Source organism: Desulfotalea psychrophila LSv54 (genome assembly GCF_000025945.1).
Lineage (GTDB): Bacteria > Desulfobacterota > Desulfobulbia > Desulfobulbales > Desulfocapsaceae > Desulfotalea > Desulfotalea psychrophila.
In genome coordinates this window covers 1,519,258-1,538,401 of sequence record NC_006138.1, presented here as the reverse complement: position 1 = coordinate 1,538,401, position 19,144 = coordinate 1,519,258, and the positions used below count along the sequence as shown (strand labels likewise).

Genomic DNA, 19,144 nt, shown 5'->3' with positions numbered 1-19,144 from the left:
GAAAGGCCGCTCTTACCGAGTAGGGCCCGCTTAGTCCAACAAAAAGCCCCATAATAGTTGCTATTATGGGGCTTTATTTGTTGGACTAAGCGTAACTCTGGCTAGACATAATCAAAATCTTTTTCACCATCAAACCACCTGCCCCGCCCGCTATGGAGAAGAAGGCAGACAGCGCCCATGATAAGGTAGGCAAGAACAAAGGGTGAGTGCGGGAAAAAGCCAAGCATGGCGCTATGGATAAAACCCAAACATGAGAGCCCAGCCGCAGCAAATGCAACGATTCCTGCTTTGTCGAGTCGTCTATCAATAATAAAAACCACAAAGCTGCCGAGGATGATTCCGATGATAATGGCACCCGCCTTAACCGCCGGGACACCGTTCCACATAACTCCTGCATCCAAAAGATTTCTTGTTACTTCAGCCTGATATCCAGTAAGTCCAGAGGCTTGGGTCTCAGCCCAGACCCCAGACATACCCACGGCTCCGGTAATCTGAGTATAGAGATAATCGGCGATGGGGGGAACCATAGCAATACCAATACCCGCATAATGCCTGGGATCGCAAACTCGAAAAGCTTGGGAAAGCATAACGGTGGCACACCAAAGATAGGTGATAGCGGCAACTGCCGGTGGCACCAGGGCACTAAAAAAGGTGAAGAGGCCAAATATTCCAGAAAAGCCTAGTAGCAGAGCCCCAACCCAGGAAAATCCAATACCCGCACCCGCCTTTTTCAGACCAGCGTGGCCAAGCCAAACAGTATTGGGCACTACCCCCCCAAAAAGAGCGGAGATCATGGTAGCGATACCATCAGCAAACTGAGCATGGCGAACATTGTAGTTGTCCCCCGCCGCATTAGCCGACTCGACATTATCCATGGTCTCAATGAAGTTATAGATCTCAATGGGGATAATAACCGAAAGATAGGGCAGAACCACGGCAAAGCCGCTAACCAGCGCCTCAAAACCATTTACCGGATTTGGCGCATAGAAACCAATCCCGGTAAAATCAATGCTGGTACGCCCGAGGAGGAAGGCATAAACAATACCGCCGACAATGGCCACAGCAAAGGGTGGAATTCTTTTGGGAAAGAGGTATCCACCAAAAACGCCCATAAGGGCAACGGCTAAAATTGGCAGGCCAACAATAGGATCACTGTAGAGATCAAAAACCCCTTGAGTGGACATCCAGATAAAACCAATACCGGCAACAGTTCCTAAAAGCGCAGCCCGTGGAATCTTGGCCTTAAGCCATGGACCAATAAATCCGCCCATAAACTCAATGACTCCGCCAAGAAAACAGGCGGCAACGGCGGCGGACCATTCAAGCTCAGGGTTATCAAGGGCGTAATGCAGGGGCATGATTACCCCAAAGAGGATAACAAACATCGCCGGAGTGGAGACACCTGAAGGAAGAGCGGTAACACTATGCCCCTCCTTGAGCGCAAGGCGATGAGCAATATAGGCATAGTAAAGACCGCTTACCATAAGCCCCATTGATAGCCCTGGAATCACCCGGCCATAGACAATTTCATCCGGCCAGCCCAACACGCCAGAAAGTGTAGCAATAACGATGATATAATTAACAATATTATTGGCCAAGATATAGGCAAGTGCACCTATATCGCCTTTGCAAAAAAGAGGTAATTTCATTTTTTCGGGTAGTCTACAATTTCTATTTATGCTTCGAGTGAAATAAAGTCAAATTTGGTAACGTCAAAGAGCCCCATGTCAGTCAATTTTATCTCCGGGATCACAGCAAGTGACATAAAACAGAGAGTCATAACCGGTTCAACATCGGCATTAACCCCAAGAACTTCATGGGCCTTGCTATGAATGGAAGTGAGTTTTGCCTCAACCCACTCCCCGCATTGATCGCTCATAAGTCCAGCAATGGGCATCGGCATGCTCTCCACCACCTCTTCGCCATTAACCAAAACAATACCGCCATCCTGAGCAATCAAGGCCTCGACCGCACAGGCCATATCGGTATCATCTACCCCCACCACGATGATATTGTGGGAGTCATGAGCCACGGAGAGGGCAATTGCCCCCCTTTTTATTCCATATCCTTGAAGCAGGGCAACTGCGACATTACCCGTATTTTGATGCCGCTCAACCACTGCAATTTTGACCACATCCTGCCCGTGACCATAGACAAATTCGTTGTCGCTGTTTCTGTTGATCGCAACAACTTCTTTGCTGGTCACAACACCGCCTGGCAAGATATTGATGACGTGAGCTTGCGGGGATTGAATAGCAAGTTTGAGTTTTTTGACAGAGAAATCTTTAACCTTGAAATTGCCCTTGGTGGAGCTAATATCATGGCGCTTGATCTCAGGAAGATACTTCCCAGAATCTGCGATAAGCACGCCATCAATCCACACCTTCTCTACCCTACAATTGGTAAGAGAATCCATCAGGACAATATCCGCCTTAAGACCTGGAGCAATAGCGCCGCGATCCTTAAGGCCAAAACACTCCGCGGCATTGATGGTGGCCATCTGGATTGCCATGATCGGGTCGATACCCTCCTCGGCACAGATGCGCAGATGATTATCAAGGTGGCCAAGACTGAGAATAGTTTTGGGTTGACAATCATCGGCACAAAAAAGACAACGCCGGCTATTTACCGGGGTAACACCTTTGAGAAGTGTTCGTAGGTTGTAGCATGCCGAACCCTGGCGCAGGAGAACATACATTCCCCGGGCGATTCGCTCATGCATCTCTTCAACTGTGGCGCACTCATGGTCTGTACCTATTCGGGCACTGGCATAGGCGTTAAGGGCGTTTCCTGAAACACCGGGGCTATGCCCATCAATGGGTTTACCGGCTCGTTTTGCCACTAACAATTTTTCAATTGTGGCATCAACCCCATTGATAACACCAGGAAAATCCATAAATTCACCAAGACCAAGTACCTCATCATAGGTGATCGGCTTCTCCATCTCTCGGGCATCGATATTGGCACCACTATGCTCAAAAGGGGTGGCGGGGACACATGAGGGCAACATCATCTGCACATCGAGAGCTGTCCTCTTGGCCGCCTCAATCATATAATCAAGACCCTTTAAGCCGCAAACATTGGCAATCTCATGGGGATCAGCAATGATGGTTGTGGTGCCATGGGGTACAAGCAAGCGACCAAGCTCTTCCGGACTAACATAGGAGGATTCGATATGAATATGGCTATCGATAAAACCGGGGGCGGCATACTGGCCCTCGGCATCCAACTCGTTTTTGCAACTATAGTCGCCTACCCCGGCAATAAGTCCATCGACGATGGCAATATCACCCTGAATAACCCGAGCGTTAAAGACATCGACCACCTTAGCATTTTTAATAACAAGATCAGGTTCTTCTCTTCCAGCAGCAACAGCGATTAGGCGCTTAAGCGCTTCTTTGTTCATCGCCGCCCCTATTTGCCTGGATTGAGGGCAAGAATTGGATCAAATGTGGTAAGGGCGATACAGTCCACGGGCCCTACATCGGTGATTGCATAATCAGGAATAGCGGTGATTGGCAAAAAGAACATATACATCAAGGGATCGGGAAGATCGCAGCCCAAGCTGTTTGCAGCCTTGGTCAGTAGTGACTCTTGGCGAGCAATCTCTTCTGCCTCAAGATCGCTGACAATACCACCAACCGGCAATGCGAGGAATTCGAGTATCTCGCCATCTGCCACAATAACTTGGCCACCACCATTTTCAATGAGGTGATTAACCGCAATCGACATATCACTGGCATCCGCACCCATAACAATAATATTGTTATCATCGGGGGCAGCAGAGGAGGCCATGGCTCCTTTTTTCAACTTCCATCCTGAACAAAATGCGAGAGATTTATTGCCGTTGCGGCCAAATCGCTCAAGCACTGAAACCATCAACACATCGTTTTCGGTATCGGCTTGAACAATATGGTTCGCAACCTGCAAGGTAACATCCCTTCTTTTACGAACAAATGGTCCCTTAACATTCATCGAGAGCACCTCAGCGGTTCCCTGCTCGATCTCGACCCGGTACTGAAAATCTTCTGGGGTGGTCGTAGCGCACTTAAGCGCGCAACTGAGGACGCTGCTTCGGGCCGGGGCCTTGAGCTCATAGCTCATCTTTTTATCCCGTGCCACCAGCTTGCCATCGGTGAGTACCGCCTGTACCTGAAAACCCTCAAGGCTATCAACCATAACAATATCAGCAATTTTACCAGGGGTAATGGAACCGACAAGGTGATCAATACGGTAGGCCTCAGCACTGTTGATGGTGGCCATCTGAATTGCGGTTATTGGCTCAACACCTGCTTTAATCGCCTGACGTACCACATTATCCATATGCCCTTTTTCCAAGATATCGGTGGCGGTCACATCATCGGTACAAAAACTTACTCGCCGGGCAAGATAGGGGTTAACCTCGGTTACAGCTCGGATATTTTCCTCGAGGAAATGGGTAACAGAAGATTCACGAATGAGCATATGCATGCCGTTACGCATCTTCTCCACAACCTCTTCATGGTCATAACTCTCGTGGTCAAGACGAACCCCGGCACAGAGATAGCCGTTAAGCTCTTTGCCCCGGGCCATGGGAGCGCAACCAAAGATGGGCAAGCGATTGTTCTGGGCTGTAGCAAGCGCTCCAAGAGTATCTTCATCCTCTTCTTGAACGGCTTCGCGAACAGTCTCCCAAACGCCAAAACACTCTGGCCATTGCTGAACTTCTTGGTGAACTTCTTCAGTGAAATTAAAGGCTACTGTGGATTTTGGAAAGGTGTATGGGGTTTTGTAGGGGGCGCCCCAGAAAACTTTAAGCGGGCTTTTTTTGACTTCCTTGAAAACTTCTTGCAGACCTTCAAGTCCGGAAACCGAGATATACTCATCGAGGCCGGAGACAATACTTGTGGTTCCGCAGGGGACAACTGCTTTGGCAAAACTGGTGATGCTGAGCTTACTGCACTCGCTGTGGAGATGGCCATCGATTAGTCCAGGTAGCAGATAGAGGCCGGTTACATCAATAACCTCTGTTTCTGGCCCTTTATACTCTTCGACCTTGCCGATGGCGACGATTCTCTCTTCGTAGATCGCGACATCCGCAAGATAGACCTCGTTAGACATGACATTGACTAAATAACCACCTTCGAGAACCTTGCTGGCCGGAATAACTCCTCTTCCAGCCCGAATGAGTTGTTTCAGCGCATCCTTACTTACTTGCATAAAACCTCCTATAAATAGTTATGAGATAGGCAGGTCATTACTGACAAATCAGGTTTCCCGTCCTGCAGCACATATCTCGACGAATTTATAATGAGATTACGGGCACTTAACTTAGCGCCCGCTTTGAAGGACACTATAATAAACGATCTGAAGTTTTTTTCAATATCAATAGCACAGCGTGGTGCTTTACTAACTTTTTTATTTGCCAGGGTTACGCATTATCAAATTGAAATATCTATAAAAAATAGCTTTTTTTCAGAATGGAAAATTTTAGTTTTCCGGGCTATTAGTAAAATTGAGAGAGAAGCTCTCTCTGCTTATCTATTCTAAAATTTCAAAGAAATAATCAAACTCTTTTAACTAAAATAAATCATCAGGGCCCCACTGCTCCTGTCACGGTATTGAATAATTTTTCCCCAAAGTATAGACATAGTTATCTATTCATACCCAACAAAGAATCCCTGCAAAGCAGGAATGGCTCACACCTATATGCAATTTATCTGTTATATCTCTACCATTTATCTGTTATATTAATGGGATTAATTTATCCACATTTTATTGCGCCACAGGCTGGTTCTCAAAGGCCCTGCTCATGGTGCTAGCAATACCTCTTTTACAACCCTCAAATAATATAGGAAATAGTTCATGTTACTCAACTGCGATATGGGAGAAAGTTTTGGCAACTACAGCATTAGCCAGGATGATAAAATTATGCCCCATGTTGATATGGCCAATATTGCCTGCGGAATGCACGCCTCAGACCCCGAGGTAATGAATCACACCGTTACTCTGGCCAAGACATATGGCGTACGCATTGGTGCCCATCCCGGTTATCCCGACCTGCAGGGTTTTGGCCGAAGAAACATGGCACTTTCCCCGAGTGAATGTAAAAACACAATGCTCTATCAGGTGGGTGCCCTCTCTGCTTTTTGTCGAATACATGAGGTTAGCCTCGACTATATCAAGCCCCATGGCGCCCTCTACAACACCATGATGCGAGACGAGGCCATCCTCCGGGCCGCCCTTCAAGTTGCAGCCAAGATGGAGTGCAAGCTCATGATCTTAGCAACCGCTCGCTGGCAGGAGCACAAAAAACTCGCCACCGAATACGGCACCGAAATCATCCTGGAGGGCTTTGTCGACCGAGGTTATGAAGACGATGGTTCGCTCATCAATCGAAATAAGGAGGGCGCTCTTATTGCAAAGGCTGAAATGATTCAGCGAGTAAAGAACTGTTGCCTGGGCAGGGCCATTCTCTCAAGGGCTGGTAATACGCTCAACTTTCCCATTGATTCCCTCTGCGTTCACGGGGATGGCGACGGGGCTCATCTCATTAAAGAGTTTAAAACAATCATAGAAGAGCATGCATAAAAAAACTATCCCCTATACCATCAGCCCAGTCTCGGAAAACTCCCTGCTTATTAAATACGGAGAGACCGCCAGCACGACGCTTTCGCTCTATATTGCCAGCTGCGCAAGGGTCATCGAAGCAGAGTTGGGAGAGAGCATTCTCAATATCATTGCCTCCTACAATGCCCTGCTTATCACCTTCAAACCCTACTTGCATGGGGATTTTCTGGCACAGGTAGAGGCCAGTCTTGCCATGGAGGCCAAAGTAGAGAGCGGACGTGGCAAGATCATTGAGATCCCCACCTACTACAACCATGAAGTAGCAGAATATCTAGATGAAATAACAGCCGATATGAACCTGAGCCTGGAGGAGTTGATTGCAGGACATACGGCCTCTCCATTCTTTGTCTATATGCTTGGATTTTGTCCAGGATACGCCTATATGGGAGATCTGCCAAAGCAGATGCAGCTGCCACGCCGGAAGACCCCACAGCTAAAAATCCCCGTGGGAAGCGTCGCCATTGCCGATTTTCAAACGGCAATCTACCCCATCGAGATGCCCGGTGGCTGGCATATTATCGGCCGGACACCGACTACGGTCTTTGATTCTAAAAGAGAACAACCCTCTCTTTTTCAACAGGGTGATATGGTTCAGTTCAAATCCATCAACCGGGATGAGTTTTTAGCACTTGGGGGGATATTATAATGGCCACCATGCAGGTACTTACGGGCGGATTCTTGACAACAATCCAGGATCAGGGCCGAGAAAAATGCCAACAACTGGGGCTGGCTGAAGCCGGAGCCCTGGACAAGCATGCCTTCTTTTGGGCAAACAGAATTCTACAAAATCATCCTGAAACACCAGCCCTGGAGATACTGGTCGGCAACAGCTCCTTTCTCTTCGATGCGCCTAGCCGCATCGCCATAACCGGGGCAGAGATGGAGGCAAAGATCAATGGAGTCAATATCCCCAACTGGTCCTCCATAGCCGTTTACCCGGGCGACAAGTTAAGCTTTGGCATCATGAAAACGGGACTGCGATCCTATCTCAGCCTGGCGGGCGGCTTTTCCACCTCACAATTTTTTGGCAGTTCCTCCACGGTAATCCGAGAAGTTACCGGCGGCAATGATGGCAAAAAGCTAGCGGCAGGTGATAGGTTACACTACAAGAGCCCGGCTACGGCAGCCCCTTATCGTCTACCGAAAAAATGGATACCGGACTACCAAGAGGAACTCATCCTCCGCTTTACCGCCGGCTATCATTTTGCAGAGTTTCAGCCAGAGAGCATTAAGGAATTTCTCAGTAAGGTCTATACGGTGAGCAACGACGCCGACCGAATGGGCTATCGCCTCAATGGCACTCCTCTCCTACGAACGGGCAACAATATCCTCTCAACAGGTGTCCCCTGCGGGGCCATCCAGATCCCGTCAGCGGGTGAGCCTATAATCCTCCTCAACGACCGCCAGTGCACGGGAGGCTATCCCATCGTTGGCGTTATCTGCCAACGCGATATCTTCCGCCTTGCCCAAAGAAAGCCCGGAGACAAGGTCCGTTTCCAACTAGCTGAAGTAGGACTACTACAGAAAGAAAGTGCCACATTTTATGATTTCTTTTACCATGGGCAGATATAGACCGGAAAACTGAAAGAACGGAGAATAGACGCCAATTTTTCTCTTAATCAGCCAGAGAATCAAACTCCTTAGGGTTTGACTCTTAGGGCTGGGTTTTGTATGAATTTATTCTTAACCCCAAAAAAAAAGCTTACAAAAGGCCTCTCTTATGATGGATCAAACCGTTTCTAACAATTTCAAAATGATTTACATTGCCTCCTGCGGTGAAGGAATTAATGCCTTTCACCTGGTAGAATCAACCCTGGTACAATTTCCAGACAGCGATATCACTGTAGTCAAGGTACCCCATATCCGCACAGAAAGTCAGGTGGATCACCTCCTCGACCGGGTCAAAGATGTCGAAAGCCTTATTGCCCACACCATTGTAGAACCCAACCTACGACAGTATCTGGTCACCAAGGCTGAAGAGCATAAGATCGTGACCATTGACCTTATGGGACAGGTCCTCAACAAAATTGAAACCTTTCTCAGCATCCGCCCTCTGGGCAAGCCCGGACTTTACCGGGAGACACACCAGGTCGATCTCAAACAGGTCACTGCCATTGATTTTGCTCTGGCCCATGATGATGGCCTCAGACCTGAATCCCTGGACGAGGCAGAAATAATCCTCGTCGGCCTGTCACGGGCAGGCAAGACCCCCCTCTCCATGTATATGGGAGTTATGGGCTGGAAGGTTGCCAATATCCCCTACGTACCGGGTGTGCCCATGCCCCAGACCCTGGATGAGGTGGATCGACGTCGGGTCATTGCCCTCAATATCAATATAGAACAACTCTTATCCCACAGAAAGATGCGTCAGGAAAGCCTCGGTACATCTGATATGCATGCCTACTCACGTAGACAGGAGGTGGAGGTGGAGGTGCAAACCGCCCAAAAGTATTACATTACCAAGGGCTTTTCCATGATTGACGTTAGCAATAAGCCGATCGAGACCAGTGCTGAAGAGATTGCTGAAATGATTACCCGCAGATTCAAGGCCCAAGCCCATCTCAAAGATTAGAGAGGCCACAAACAAAAAAAGGCTGTATTCCTCTTGGGAATACAGCCTTTTTTCTTATAACTTAAAAACGGTTAGTTAAACTTAATCGCCGCCTGAGCTGCTGCCAATCTAGCGATAGGCACCCTATAAGGCGAACAAGAGACATAGGTCAAACCAGCTCGATGGCAAAATTCCACCGAGGCAGGATCACCACCATGTTCTCCGCAGATACCAAGCTTAATATCCGGTCTGGCCCTACGCCCTCCATCTACAGCTGTTGTAATCAAACTACCCACGGCCTCCTGATCCAGAGTCTCAAAGGGATCCGCTACCAAAATGCCATTATCAAGATAGTCGTTCATCAAAGCGCCAACATCATCCCGGGAAAAGCCAAAGGTCATCTGGGTTAAATCGTTGGTTCCAAAAGAGAAGAACTGAGCGTGCTCTGCCATCTTCTCTGCAATCAGGGCCGCACGAGGAATTTCGATCATGGTGCCATACATATAGCCAATGGATTCAAGGCCATATTTTTCCAAGGTCTGCTCATAACAACGATCAACAATCTTACGGGCAAAGTCGAGTTCCTTCTCATTACAGGTTACAGGCACCATAATCTCCGGTTGTGGTGTTTTTCCTGCCTGAATGAGTTCAGCAGCCGCTTCGAAAATAGACAGAACCTGCATCTCAATAATTTCAGGGTAGGTAATGCCTAAACGGACACCACGATGGCCCATCATTGGATTTGATTCCTTCAACTGCTCGCTTCGCTTAATGACCTCTTCCAGATCAATTCTCAAAGCATCGGCAATTTCCTGCTGATTTTCCACAAGCTGAGGGACAAATTCATGCAGGGGCGGATCAAGCAGACGCATGGTCACGGGCATCCCATCCATGATGGCAAGGGTTTTACCGATCTCTTCCTTAACAAAGGGAAACAGTTCCGCCAGGGCTTCTTTTCTCTCTGCCACGGTCTTACTAAGTATCATTTTACGCAAAAGGAACAAAGGCCTGTCTGAATCAGTTCCATAGAACATATGCTCAGTTCTAAAGAGGCCTACACCTTCGGCCCCAAACTCCCGGGCTATTTTCGCATCCTCCGGAGTATCGGCATTAGCCCGAACCCTCAGAGTACGATGACTATCGGCAATTTCCATAAACCTTTTAAACTTAGGATTTTCCGTAGCATCCTTCATCTTCAGCTGGCCTTCATAGACAGTACCCTTGGTACCGTTCAGGGTAAAGAGATCACCCTCTTTGAAGACCCGAGTTCCCACTCGAAGCTCTTTAGTTTCAAGATTTATTTTTAAAACACCGGCACCGACGATACAACACTTGCCCCAACCACGGGCCACAAGGGCTGCATGGGAGGTCATGCCACCACGGGCAGTAAGAACGGCTATGGCAGCGCGCATACCCTCGATATCTTCCGGATTGGTCTCTTCCCGAACCAAAATAACCTTTTTATCGGCCTTGGCCCAGCGAACCGCATCTTCGGAGGTGAATACAATCTGGCCATAGGCTCCACCAGGTCCTGCTGGCAGACCCTCTGCCACAACAGCTGCATGCTTTTCAGCCTCGGGGTCAACAATGGGATGCAGAAGGTCATCAAGGATCTTAGGCTCAAGCCGGCAGAGCATGGTCTTTTCATCAATTCTACCCTCGTCGAGCATATCCATGGCCATATTCAAGGCTGCCGTTGCCGTTCGCTTACCAATACGACACTGCAGCATATAGAGACGTCCCTCCTGGATAGTAAACTCAATATCCTGCATATCCTGATAGTGATCTTCCAAAAGATTTCTAATATCAAAGAGCTGAGTATAAAGCTCTGGCATCATCTCTTCCAGGGAGGAGAGGTGGCCATTCTGGCTATTTTTGGTGTCCAGATTAAGAGGATTTGGGGTACGAATACCCGCCACCACATCTTCACCCTGAGCATTAACCAACCACTCACCATAGAAACTATTTTGTCCCGTGGCAGGATCACGGGTAAAGGCAACTCCCGTGGCCGAGGTATCTCCCATATTACCAAAAACCATGCTCTGAACATTAACGGCAGTACCCCAGCTATTGGGAATATGCTCAATACGTCGATAGGCTACAGCTCGTCTTCCATTCCAGCTCTTGAAAACGGCACCAATAGACCCCATCAACTGCTCTCTAGGATCATCGGGAAAATCAAGACCAAGATCTTCACTGATCTTCTTTTTGAACCGCTCGCAGAGGTTCTTCATATCTTCGATGGAAATATCGGTATCGTTAGCATAGCCCTTGTCATTCTTGAGATTATTCATCATCATCTCAAGACTTAAACGAATACCCATACCATCCTTAGGCTTGAGTTCCTCAGCCTTTTCCATGACCACATCGGAATACATCATGATCAGACGACGATAAGCATCATAGACAAACCACTCATTACCGGTCTTTTTTATCAAACCCGGAATGGTCGTGGAGCAGAGCCCCACATTCAAAATAGTTTCCATCATTCCCGGCATGGAACTTCTTGCCCCCGATCTACAGGAAACCAGGAGTGGATTTTCAAAATCACCAAAGCCCATCCCCATCTGAGATTCTACATTGGCCATGGCTGCAAAAATTTGTGCATCGAGAATGTCCGGAAGATTACCGCCAAGCTCAAAATAGTCGTTGCAGCATTCCGTAGAGATCGTAAAGCCAGGAGGTACCGGTAAACCAAGTTTCGCCATTTCAGCAAGATTCGCACCCTTGCCACCCAGAAGGTCTTTCTGGCTGGAGTCACCATCAGTTTTTTTCGGACCAAATTCGTATATGCACTGGGACATTCTTTCCTCACATTATATTAAATGAATCAAAGATTTGATTATCAAACGTGTCAAATGGTAGTAATCAGCAAATTTGAAGGCAAGAAAAAAACTCGTGCCATTACTCAACCAGGCAGATCTAACCCTGAAAAAAAGATCAATAACACCAAAATACCCTATTTCCCCTAACAATATCTATTTATATGTACATTCTCCTCTTCCATGATAAAATAAAATAGACAAGCATTTAATGACAAAAGAAAAAACCACTTTTTCTACCCCTATAAAATCAAAAATTGCCCAGACTGAATCGCCATTTCTCTCAAGAATCCTCCCGAGGGCTCATTGGGAAAAAGGTACAGAGACAGGTCTCTCTGACCCAAGTCAACCAGGCGCAAGCGGAGGTAGTCTCCTAAAAGATATTTTTAATTGATTTCAACAATAGTTTATAAAAAACATGGGTCTTTAAAATTTCACAAAGACCTCTCTCTCTATTGCAGAGCAAATAAACCTACCCAAGAGGTGACAGTATGGCAAATCAGCTTCAGGCAGAAAAGCACACCCACCAATCTCAAAAGAATAGCCAAGCGGGTAGACCTCGCAGCCGAGCCAGGCGCCTCTCCTGGTGGGCCAGTATCGTCGTCTGTCTCTTTATGCTTACTGCAGTATGGTATAATTTCGGTCAAAGGGAAGAGCCAGTTAACCCGACCAAGACCACAGATAACTGGATACAGGGATATCAGGCTGCTCTTATGCAAAAACAGCAAATCAAGAGGGAGTGGATAGTGAGCCATGCCCAGCCGGGCTCGCCCTGGCATCCAGACTACTACAAGGAGAATCTTGGAGAGTACAAGGTCATTGCCGCAAAAAATAACGGGGCAAATACCTCATACTATTTCTCTGAAGCAGATATGACCTTTATTATTAATGACCAAAAAGAAATCGTTACCTGGATGGCAGGACAGAATAAATAAGAGGCAAAACCTATCAAACAAAAGTCCTCTTCGCCAATAGCGAAGAGGATTTTCACCTGTCCAATCACCAGACAAAGACTCAGTCCCTGCCAATAGATTTTCCCTATTCACAGACGCCCTACTATCGGTAATAACTATTTGTAATAAATGGTTTTTTTAGCTAAACGTTGCACAGTCTGCTAACCATTAAAACAATATCGACAGGACAGGACAATATGAATCTCAAGGCCTTCACCTCCTTCTCAGAGCTCAGCATCGCAGAGCTCGACGCCCACCAACAGGCTGGCGGCAAAATTGCAGGAGTATACTGCATATACGCCCCAAACGAGCTGATACGAGCTGCCGGAATAGTACCGGTAAGCCTCTGTGGAAAAAAACAACAGCCCATTAAAGATGCAGAGAGAGACCTGCCCGCCAGCCTCTGCCCCCTCATTAAATCAAGTTACGGCTACGCTATAACCGACAGCTGCCCCTTTTTCAGTTTTTCAGACATCCTTATCGCCGAAACAACATGTGACGGTAAAAAGAAAATGTATGAGCTGATGGGCAAGATCAAGCCCATGCATCTTATGCATCTACCTCATACTCAGCAGGGCAGCGCCCCCCTCCAATATTGGCGGGATGGCCTTGAAGAGTTAAAACAGTTCCTCACCGACTGCTCTGGAATAGAGGTCAAGGAGGAAGTGCTCCACCAACAGATTGTCCTCCAAAACAAGATTAGACATGAGCTCTACAACCTCTCCCTGCTTGCCGCCGATAAACGATCACCACTGACAGCCCGAGATATGCTCGCCGTCCAGGAGAGTAAGAGCTTTACCGTCTACCCGGAAAAATACCTCGCACAGCTGATCTGCCTGCACACAGAACTAGAAGAACATCTACAAGAGGAGGGACTACCAGAACGAAATGGTATCCGTCTCCTCCTCACCGGATGCCCCGTGGGCATAGGCTCTGACAAGGTAATCCAAATTGCCGAGGAGCTCGGTGCCCGGGTTGTCTGCATGGAAAACTGCTCCGGCCTCAAGGGAATGACCATGCCTGTAACAGAAACCGGCGATCCCTACCTGGCACTTGCAGAACGTTATCTGCAAATTCCCTGCTCCTGCATGACCCCGAATCCAAACAGGGCCAAATCCATCAAAGAGATGGTAAAGGCCTTCGAGGTAGACGCCATCCTGGATATGACCTGGCTTGGATGCCATACCTACAATGCCGAATCCACCACCCTGCAAAGAACTATTGAAGAGGAAACAGGGCTTCCCTTCCTACATATTGAAACCGACTATTCAGAATCAGACGAAGGACAGCTTCGAACCCGTATCGAAGCCTTAATTGAACTCGCAGAATAACAGAGGAGAAAAGAAGAGATGCATCGTAATTTAAAACGAAAAATACAGGCAGTTATCATTGCCATGGTAGTAACACTGGCAATGGGTAATGTCTATGCAGCCAAGGCACCAAATATCTATATGGGCTATATCCTCACCACTCACCACAGCCCCCTTATGGTTGCAGCTGACAGAGGCAAAGAACTCAATCCCACAGGCCCATACCTTGCGTCCATGGTGGCAAAGCAAAAATACAGGCTTATCGCAGCAGATGGCAAAACTCTGGCCGTAATTAACCTCATCGTTTCCAAAAATGGTTCCGAGACCTCAACCCTCTTTGCCATGAATCGCCTTGATCTCGGCCTCGCCTCCAGCACGGCCTTTATGAGCGGTATCGACAAGGGTACCAAGGTAAAAATTATCTGTCCCCTCCATGTTGACGGCATGAGCATGGTCTTCCCGATGGAGAGCAAGATCAACAGCTACCAGGATCTTGCCACAGCCATCAAGGCCTCAAAAACACCATACAAAATAGGCTATCACTCCCCCACTAGCGCACCTCGTGTCGTTTTTGAGGGTGCCCTGCACAGGGCAGGATTTAAAATCAGCGAAAATCCCAATGACGTCGAGGCCGATATATTAATGGTCGATCTTAAATCCACCGCCAACCTCATCCCCGCCCTCCTGAGCAAGCAGGTTGACAGCTGGGTCGGGCCTGCTCCTCATCCCGTCGTTGCAGAGTATAAAAAAGTTGGTCATATCGGCCTTGATTCCCGGGATCTCCCCCCTCTAGGCGCCTGGACGGATTTTCCCTGCTGTGTCATGGGGGCAAGTGAGCAAGCCATTAAAGAACAACCTGAAATCGTCCAAGCAATGGCAGATATTATGACAGCAGCCACCGCCTGGAGCAATAACAACAAAAAAGAAACAGCAAAAATTTCATCGCGTTGGATTGGAGTTCCGGCTGCGGCCATCGAAAAATCCACCATCATCTACACCACCACTCCTAGCCAAAACTGGCTCAAGGGCGAAGGAATCTTTCTTACCATGTTGAATGGCATGCATAAGTTCAAGGGTAAATTAAAAGATATGGATCTGGCAAAAGCAGCACCCCTTCTCTATGATTTTTCCTTTAACAAAAAGGCCCTTGATCAAGAGTAAAACGGGCAAAATCTCAAAAAAAGAGCTACACCCGCCAGAAAAATCCTGTCAGGTGTAGCTATTAAAAAAATGAAAAACAAATCTCTCTTCCTGGTAATTCCAATTCTTGCTCCCATACTGCTACTTCTCATCTGGCTTATCATGGCCCATAGAATTGGAAATCAAGTCATCCTCCCCCAAATTGGTCAGGTGGCAGCAATCATATTCCACCCCACACTGGATCTACTCAGCATGGGCTCACTTATTGCCAATGTTTTAATCAGTCTGGTCCGAGTAATCATGGGCTATGCTCTTGCCGCCCTGATAGCCATCCCCTTAGGAGTTATAATGGGATACTCTCAACTTACCTATAAATTTTTCAACGGTTTCCTCAACATCTTCAGGCCAATTCCACCCCTTGCCTGGGTTCCACTGGTCATCGCCTGGTTTGGCATAGCAAGCCTTGCCACGCTTGTCGGTGCTGAAACAGGCAAGACATTTATCTATCTGAACAACATCAAATTTTCCATGCTCTTTATTATTTTCATCGGCGCATTTTATCCCATTTTAACCTCAACAATCCACGGCGTACGCAACGTCAATGTCACCCTCATTGATTCAGCAAGAGTACTTGGGGCAAGCGAGAGACAAATTTTTCAAAAAATCCTCATCCCCGCTGCCATGCCCTCCATCATAACGGGAATGCGAATTGGCCTGGGCATAGCCTGGATGTGCCTGGTCTCTGCAGAAATGCTTCCCGGCTCACTTTCAGGGGTTGGATATCTAATCACCCACGCCTTCACCCTCGCCTCAACAGATATCGTTATTGCCGGAATGATTTCAATAGGGTTTGTCGGAGCTCTGATGGATATCATCTTCCGCCATATTGAACAGAAAAAATTTTCATGGTGCAGGCAGGTAAATAAATGAAGGAGAAAAATATTTTAGCCGTTAATGGCGTATCCAAGACCTTCACCACCCAAAAAGGCGATAAGTTCCTCGCCACCAGAGATATAAACCTACAGATCCCTGAAAAATCTTTTACCTGCATAGTGGGCCCCTCGGGTTGTGGCAAATCTACCATCCTTCGCATTATGGCAGGTCTTGAGAAGGCCACGACAGGAGAGGCCCGTTACTGTTCTTCACCCATAACTAAGCCCTGCGGTGAAATTGGCGTGGTCTTCCAAGAGTATTCGCTCTTTCCCTGGATGACCGTACTGGATAATGTTGCAGCAGGGCCCCTCTTTGCCGGAGTAAAAGAAAAAAAACGGCACAAAAACGCCATGCACTATCTAAAAATGGTCAATATGGAAGGATTTAAGGATGCCTACCCTCATGAACTCTCCGGAGGAATGCGGCAGAGAGTTGCCATTGCCCGGGCCCTGGCCAATGACCCCGATGTCCTGCTTATGGATGAACCCTTCGGTGCCTTGGATGCTCACACCCGCATCCTCCTGCAAAAAGAGCTCTTAAAGGTTTGGCAGATGACCCATAAGACAATTATACTGGTCACCCATAGCGTCGATGAGGCTATTTTTCTTGCCGACAGGATTATAGTTATGTCCAAGAGTCCCGGACAAATCCGCAGGGAAATAGAGGTGGATATGGAACGTCCCCGTAGCAGGGCTCTACAAAAGTTTGGGCAGCTGACAGATTCCATACTGAAGGAGTTGGAATAGGAGAGGAGACAAAAAAGCCCTCTCTGACGTACATCAGAGAGGGCTTTTACTTTATACACTAGGAGGAATAAAGTTTTAGGAACCTGCTTTGGGCAGTAACTTTTAAGCAAGAAGCAGCGCAATCTCAACTGGTCCAAGAGTTACAAGACTCAAAAGAGCAACAGCAAGAGCTATTTGAGCTACAACATTCATTTTTTTTACGAGTATATTTTTCATTACATTACCCTTGATAGAAGTTCTATGACAAACACAGCTACAGGAGCTGTATGATATTTTTTCTTTCCTACAATTTCTATATACCCCCCAGTCTGAAAAAAAGAAATTACGAAAAACAGGACAAGTTGTTCGGCTTTGCTGAACACTTGCAACTCCTTGCTAACAGGATCATATATGCAAGAACCCCTCCCTCTTCACCTGAAATCTGTCAAGAGCAGAATTAGTAGACGCTAATATTTGCATACGCAGTTTATATCCTATAAAATCAGTAATAATAATTCTTTATTTATAAACAGATAAGCTATACATCCATGTCAAGTGCTTCGATTTGCAAAATTGTTAATGCCCTGCCAAGCCCGCAGAGCATTGAGCCAATAAACAACCCCTGGCTATGACTAAAACTATCGCCTTCGTTACTCTCCACCATTTGGAGAGCTACTTCAGCAAGTAAGTATCCTTTAATGAAGTCGCCTGACAATCTCACTGCTTCCACTACTAAATTATTTTTCAAACCTTCAGGAGGCAAAGTAGATGGATAACAAGAAGAAGGGCACCGTGATGATTGCTCTTTTAATCACGGGAAACCTCATTGGGGCAGGAATACTTGCCCTGCCAATACAGACAGGGGGGGCCGGACTCCTCTTCTCATCTTTGGCAATGATTGTCTTTGCCGCAGCAATGTATTTTTCAGCCATTGTTCTGGCAAAAGAGGCCGTCGAGCAAAAAAAAGATACCTTTAACTACCCAAGTTTATATGAAAAATATCTGGGACCTTTGGGGAAATGGGTCGCCACCGGGGCCAACCTCCTTATCCTTTATGGTCTACTCACCGCCTACATTGGCGGCGGCACAACTATTATAGTTTCTGCCATTTCAGGTAAGACAGCTCCCAACTCCCTTCTTACCCTCATCGTAACCATCCTCCTCTTCATTACACTCTCGGCATTCACCGCTGGCGGAACAAGTTTTGTAGCCCGTTACAACGAATTACTGATGCTTTTCCTTGGGATCTCCTTTGCAAGCCTGGTCATTATGGGTTCCGGGCATCTTGAGTTACATAATATGCTCCTCCACGATCTCCGTTTTTTACCCATTGCGGTCCCCCGTCATCCTCTGCGCCTTTCATTTCCATAATATTATTCCCACCATTTGCAGAGATATGGACTGGGATATTTCGGCCATTTCCCGCGCCATGCTTCTTGGCATGGTGATTGGTTTCATAATGAATTTCATATGGGTTGCGATTGGAATTGGCGTCCTCCCCCTCACAATTGGCACAAATTCTATTGTCAGTAGCTTCCAACATGGCCTGCCCGCCACCGTCCCCATTGGACATATCTTGGCGAATCCCTATTTTAGCGCTGTAGCCATCATCTTTTCACTTACTGCAATTTGCACATCCTATGCGGCCAATGGAATTGGACTTATGGATTTCAACCGTGATCTCCTGGGAGGTGGAAGTAAAACAAAAATAGTTACAGCAACATTTCTCCCACCACTGATAATTGCCATCCTCTTTCCTTCTATTTTTCTAAAGGCGATTGGGGTAGTGGGTGGAGTAGGAATCGCCCTGCTCTTTGGTGTCTTGCCTGCTGTAATTTTCTATATGAAAAGCAAAACTCTTAGCAAAAAAATTCTGGCAATCTGTATTGGCTTACTCTTTGCTTCAGCCCTGGCCATAGATTTATGTAACGATTTTGGTCTCATCAATACCGATCGCATTTTGCAAGAAATCCAACAGGTACAGCAGAAAAATTAGCTCCAGGGATTCTTGCAACAAAAAAGGAAGGGGGCACACCCACTTTTCGAGATAAAACATCCACATAGAGGGGCTGTCAGAACAAGTTATTCGGCTCTACCAAGC

The 19,144-nt window shown here is 47.2% G+C and carries 14 protein-coding genes and 1 pseudogene; 10 read left to right on the top strand and 5 right to left on the bottom strand.

Features of this window, described 5'->3' with window-relative positions:
• Positions 1-101: 101 nt before the first annotated feature.
• The 3 genes from DP_RS06995 to DP_RS06985 are packed head-to-tail and all read right to left on the bottom strand — an operon-like array spanning position 102 to position 5,199.
• Entirely contained in the window at positions 102-1,649 is a 1,548-nt protein-coding gene (locus DP_RS06995; protein ID WP_011188616.1) for a hypothetical protein, read from the bottom strand.
• Between the two features lie 26 nt (positions 1,650-1,675).
• Positions 1,676-3,406: an adenine deaminase gene (gene ade / locus DP_RS06990; RefSeq protein WP_011188615.1), complete on the bottom strand. Its 1,731-nt coding sequence runs from the start codon at positions 3,404-3,406 to the stop codon at positions 1,676-1,678.
• 8 nt (positions 3,407-3,414) lie between these two features.
• Positions 3,415-5,199, bottom strand: a complete 1,785-nt coding sequence (locus tag DP_RS06985; RefSeq protein WP_011188614.1) for an adenine deaminase — start codon at positions 5,197-5,199, stop codon at positions 3,415-3,417.
• 645 nt (positions 5,200-5,844) lie between these two features.
• Here DP_RS06985 and DP_RS06980 point away from each other — a divergent pair.
• From DP_RS06980 to DP_RS06965, 4 genes are all read left to right on the top strand, one after another.
• A complete protein-coding gene (locus DP_RS06980; protein WP_011188613.1) occupies positions 5,845-6,570 on the top strand; it encodes a 5-oxoprolinase subunit PxpA in 726 nt (241 codons plus the stop codon).
• On the top strand, positions 6,563-7,255 hold the full coding sequence (gene pxpB, locus DP_RS06975) for a 5-oxoprolinase subunit PxpB (RefSeq protein ID WP_011188612.1): 693 nt from the start codon (positions 6,563-6,565) through the stop codon (positions 7,253-7,255). Before DP_RS06980 ends, pxpB begins: the two co-directional genes overlap by 8 nt.
• Positions 7,255-8,181 carry a 5-oxoprolinase subunit C family protein gene (locus tag DP_RS06970; RefSeq protein ID WP_011188611.1) on the top strand — a complete coding sequence of 309 codons (927 nt, stop codon included), beginning with the start codon at positions 7,255-7,257 and terminating at the stop codon, positions 8,179-8,181. Before pxpB ends, DP_RS06970 begins: the two co-directional genes overlap by 1 nt.
• A gap of 148 nt (positions 8,182-8,329) precedes the next feature.
• Positions 8,330-9,181: a pyruvate, water dikinase regulatory protein gene (locus DP_RS06965; protein WP_011188610.1), complete on the top strand. Its 852-nt coding sequence runs from the start codon at positions 8,330-8,332 to the stop codon at positions 9,179-9,181.
• A 71-nt stretch (positions 9,182-9,252) separates the two neighbouring features.
• Here the strand turns inward: DP_RS06965 and ppdK are convergent, their stop codons facing one another.
• Positions 9,253-11,964, bottom strand: a complete 2,712-nt coding sequence (gene ppdK / locus DP_RS06960; RefSeq protein WP_011188609.1) for a pyruvate, phosphate dikinase — start codon at positions 11,962-11,964, stop codon at positions 9,253-9,255.
• Positions 11,965-12,473: 509 nt separating this feature from the next.
• Between ppdK and DP_RS06950 the strand changes: the two genes are divergently transcribed.
• From DP_RS06950 to DP_RS06930, 5 genes are all read left to right on the top strand, one after another.
• Complete coding sequence (locus DP_RS06950) at positions 12,474-12,917, top strand: hypothetical protein (protein ID WP_011188608.1); 444 nt, start codon at positions 12,474-12,476, stop codon at positions 12,915-12,917.
• Between the two features lie 215 nt (positions 12,918-13,132).
• On the top strand, positions 13,133-14,266 hold the full coding sequence (locus DP_RS06945; RefSeq protein WP_041277731.1) for a double-cubane-cluster-containing anaerobic reductase: 1,134 nt from the start codon (positions 13,133-13,135) through the stop codon (positions 14,264-14,266).
• A gap of 18 nt (positions 14,267-14,284) precedes the next feature.
• Complete coding sequence (locus tag DP_RS06940) at positions 14,285-15,406, top strand: CmpA/NrtA family ABC transporter substrate-binding protein (RefSeq protein WP_011188606.1); 1,122 nt, start codon at positions 14,285-14,287, stop codon at positions 15,404-15,406.
• A gap of 69 nt (positions 15,407-15,475) precedes the next feature.
• On the top strand, positions 15,476-16,315 hold the full coding sequence (locus tag DP_RS06935; RefSeq protein ID WP_011188605.1) for an ABC transporter permease: 840 nt from the start codon (positions 15,476-15,478) through the stop codon (positions 16,313-16,315).
• Positions 16,312-17,064 (top strand): ABC transporter ATP-binding protein, encoded by a 753-nt coding sequence (locus DP_RS06930; protein ID WP_011188604.1) that lies wholly within the window; start codon positions 16,312-16,314, stop codon positions 17,062-17,064. Before DP_RS06935 ends, DP_RS06930 begins: the two co-directional genes overlap by 4 nt.
• 517 nt (positions 17,065-17,581) lie before the next feature.
• Here DP_RS06930 and DP_RS06925 read toward each other — a convergent pair.
• A complete protein-coding gene (locus DP_RS06925; protein WP_041277730.1) occupies positions 17,582-17,791 on the bottom strand; it encodes a hypothetical protein in 210 nt (69 codons plus the stop codon).
• Positions 17,792-17,811: 20 nt separating this feature from the next.
• Here DP_RS06925 and DP_RS19155 point away from each other — a divergent pair.
• Positions 17,812-19,039, top strand: a pseudogene (locus DP_RS19155) (aromatic amino acid transport family protein).
• The last annotated feature ends 105 nt before the right edge of the window (positions 19,040-19,144 follow it).

What these genes read in the sequence shown, in the direction of transcription:
- DP_RS06995 (WP_011188616.1), bottom strand. Translation starts at nt 1,649, where the DNA reads ATGAAATTACCTCTTTTTTGCAAAGGCGATATAGGTGCACTTGCCTAT.
- ade (WP_011188615.1), bottom strand. Translation starts at nt 3,406, where the DNA reads ATGAACAAAGAAGCGCTTAAGCGCCTAATCGCTGTTGCTGCTGGAAGA.
- DP_RS06985 (WP_011188614.1), bottom strand. Translation starts at nt 5,199, where the DNA reads ATGCAAGTAAGTAAGGATGCGCTGAAACAACTCATTCGGGCTGGAAGA.
- DP_RS06980 (WP_011188613.1), top strand. Translation starts at nt 5,845, where the DNA reads ATGTTACTCAACTGCGATATGGGAGAAAGTTTTGGCAACTACAGCATT.
- pxpB (WP_011188612.1), top strand. Translation starts at nt 6,563, where the DNA reads ATGCATAAAAAAACTATCCCCTATACCATCAGCCCAGTCTCGGAAAAC.
- DP_RS06970 (WP_011188611.1), top strand. Translation starts at nt 7,255, where the DNA reads ATGGCCACCATGCAGGTACTTACGGGCGGATTCTTGACAACAATCCAG.
- DP_RS06965 (WP_011188610.1), top strand. Translation starts at nt 8,330, where the DNA reads ATGATGGATCAAACCGTTTCTAACAATTTCAAAATGATTTACATTGCC.
- ppdK (WP_011188609.1), bottom strand. Translation starts at nt 11,964, where the DNA reads ATGTCCCAGTGCATATACGAATTTGGTCCGAAAAAAACTGATGGTGAC.
- DP_RS06950 (WP_011188608.1), top strand. Translation starts at nt 12,474, where the DNA reads ATGGCAAATCAGCTTCAGGCAGAAAAGCACACCCACCAATCTCAAAAG.
- DP_RS06945 (WP_041277731.1), top strand. Translation starts at nt 13,133, where the DNA reads ATGAATCTCAAGGCCTTCACCTCCTTCTCAGAGCTCAGCATCGCAGAG.
- DP_RS06940 (WP_011188606.1), top strand. Translation starts at nt 14,285, where the DNA reads ATGCATCGTAATTTAAAACGAAAAATACAGGCAGTTATCATTGCCATG.
- DP_RS06935 (WP_011188605.1), top strand. Translation starts at nt 15,476, where the DNA reads ATGAAAAACAAATCTCTCTTCCTGGTAATTCCAATTCTTGCTCCCATA.
- DP_RS06930 (WP_011188604.1), top strand. Translation starts at nt 16,312, where the DNA reads ATGAAGGAGAAAAATATTTTAGCCGTTAATGGCGTATCCAAGACCTTC.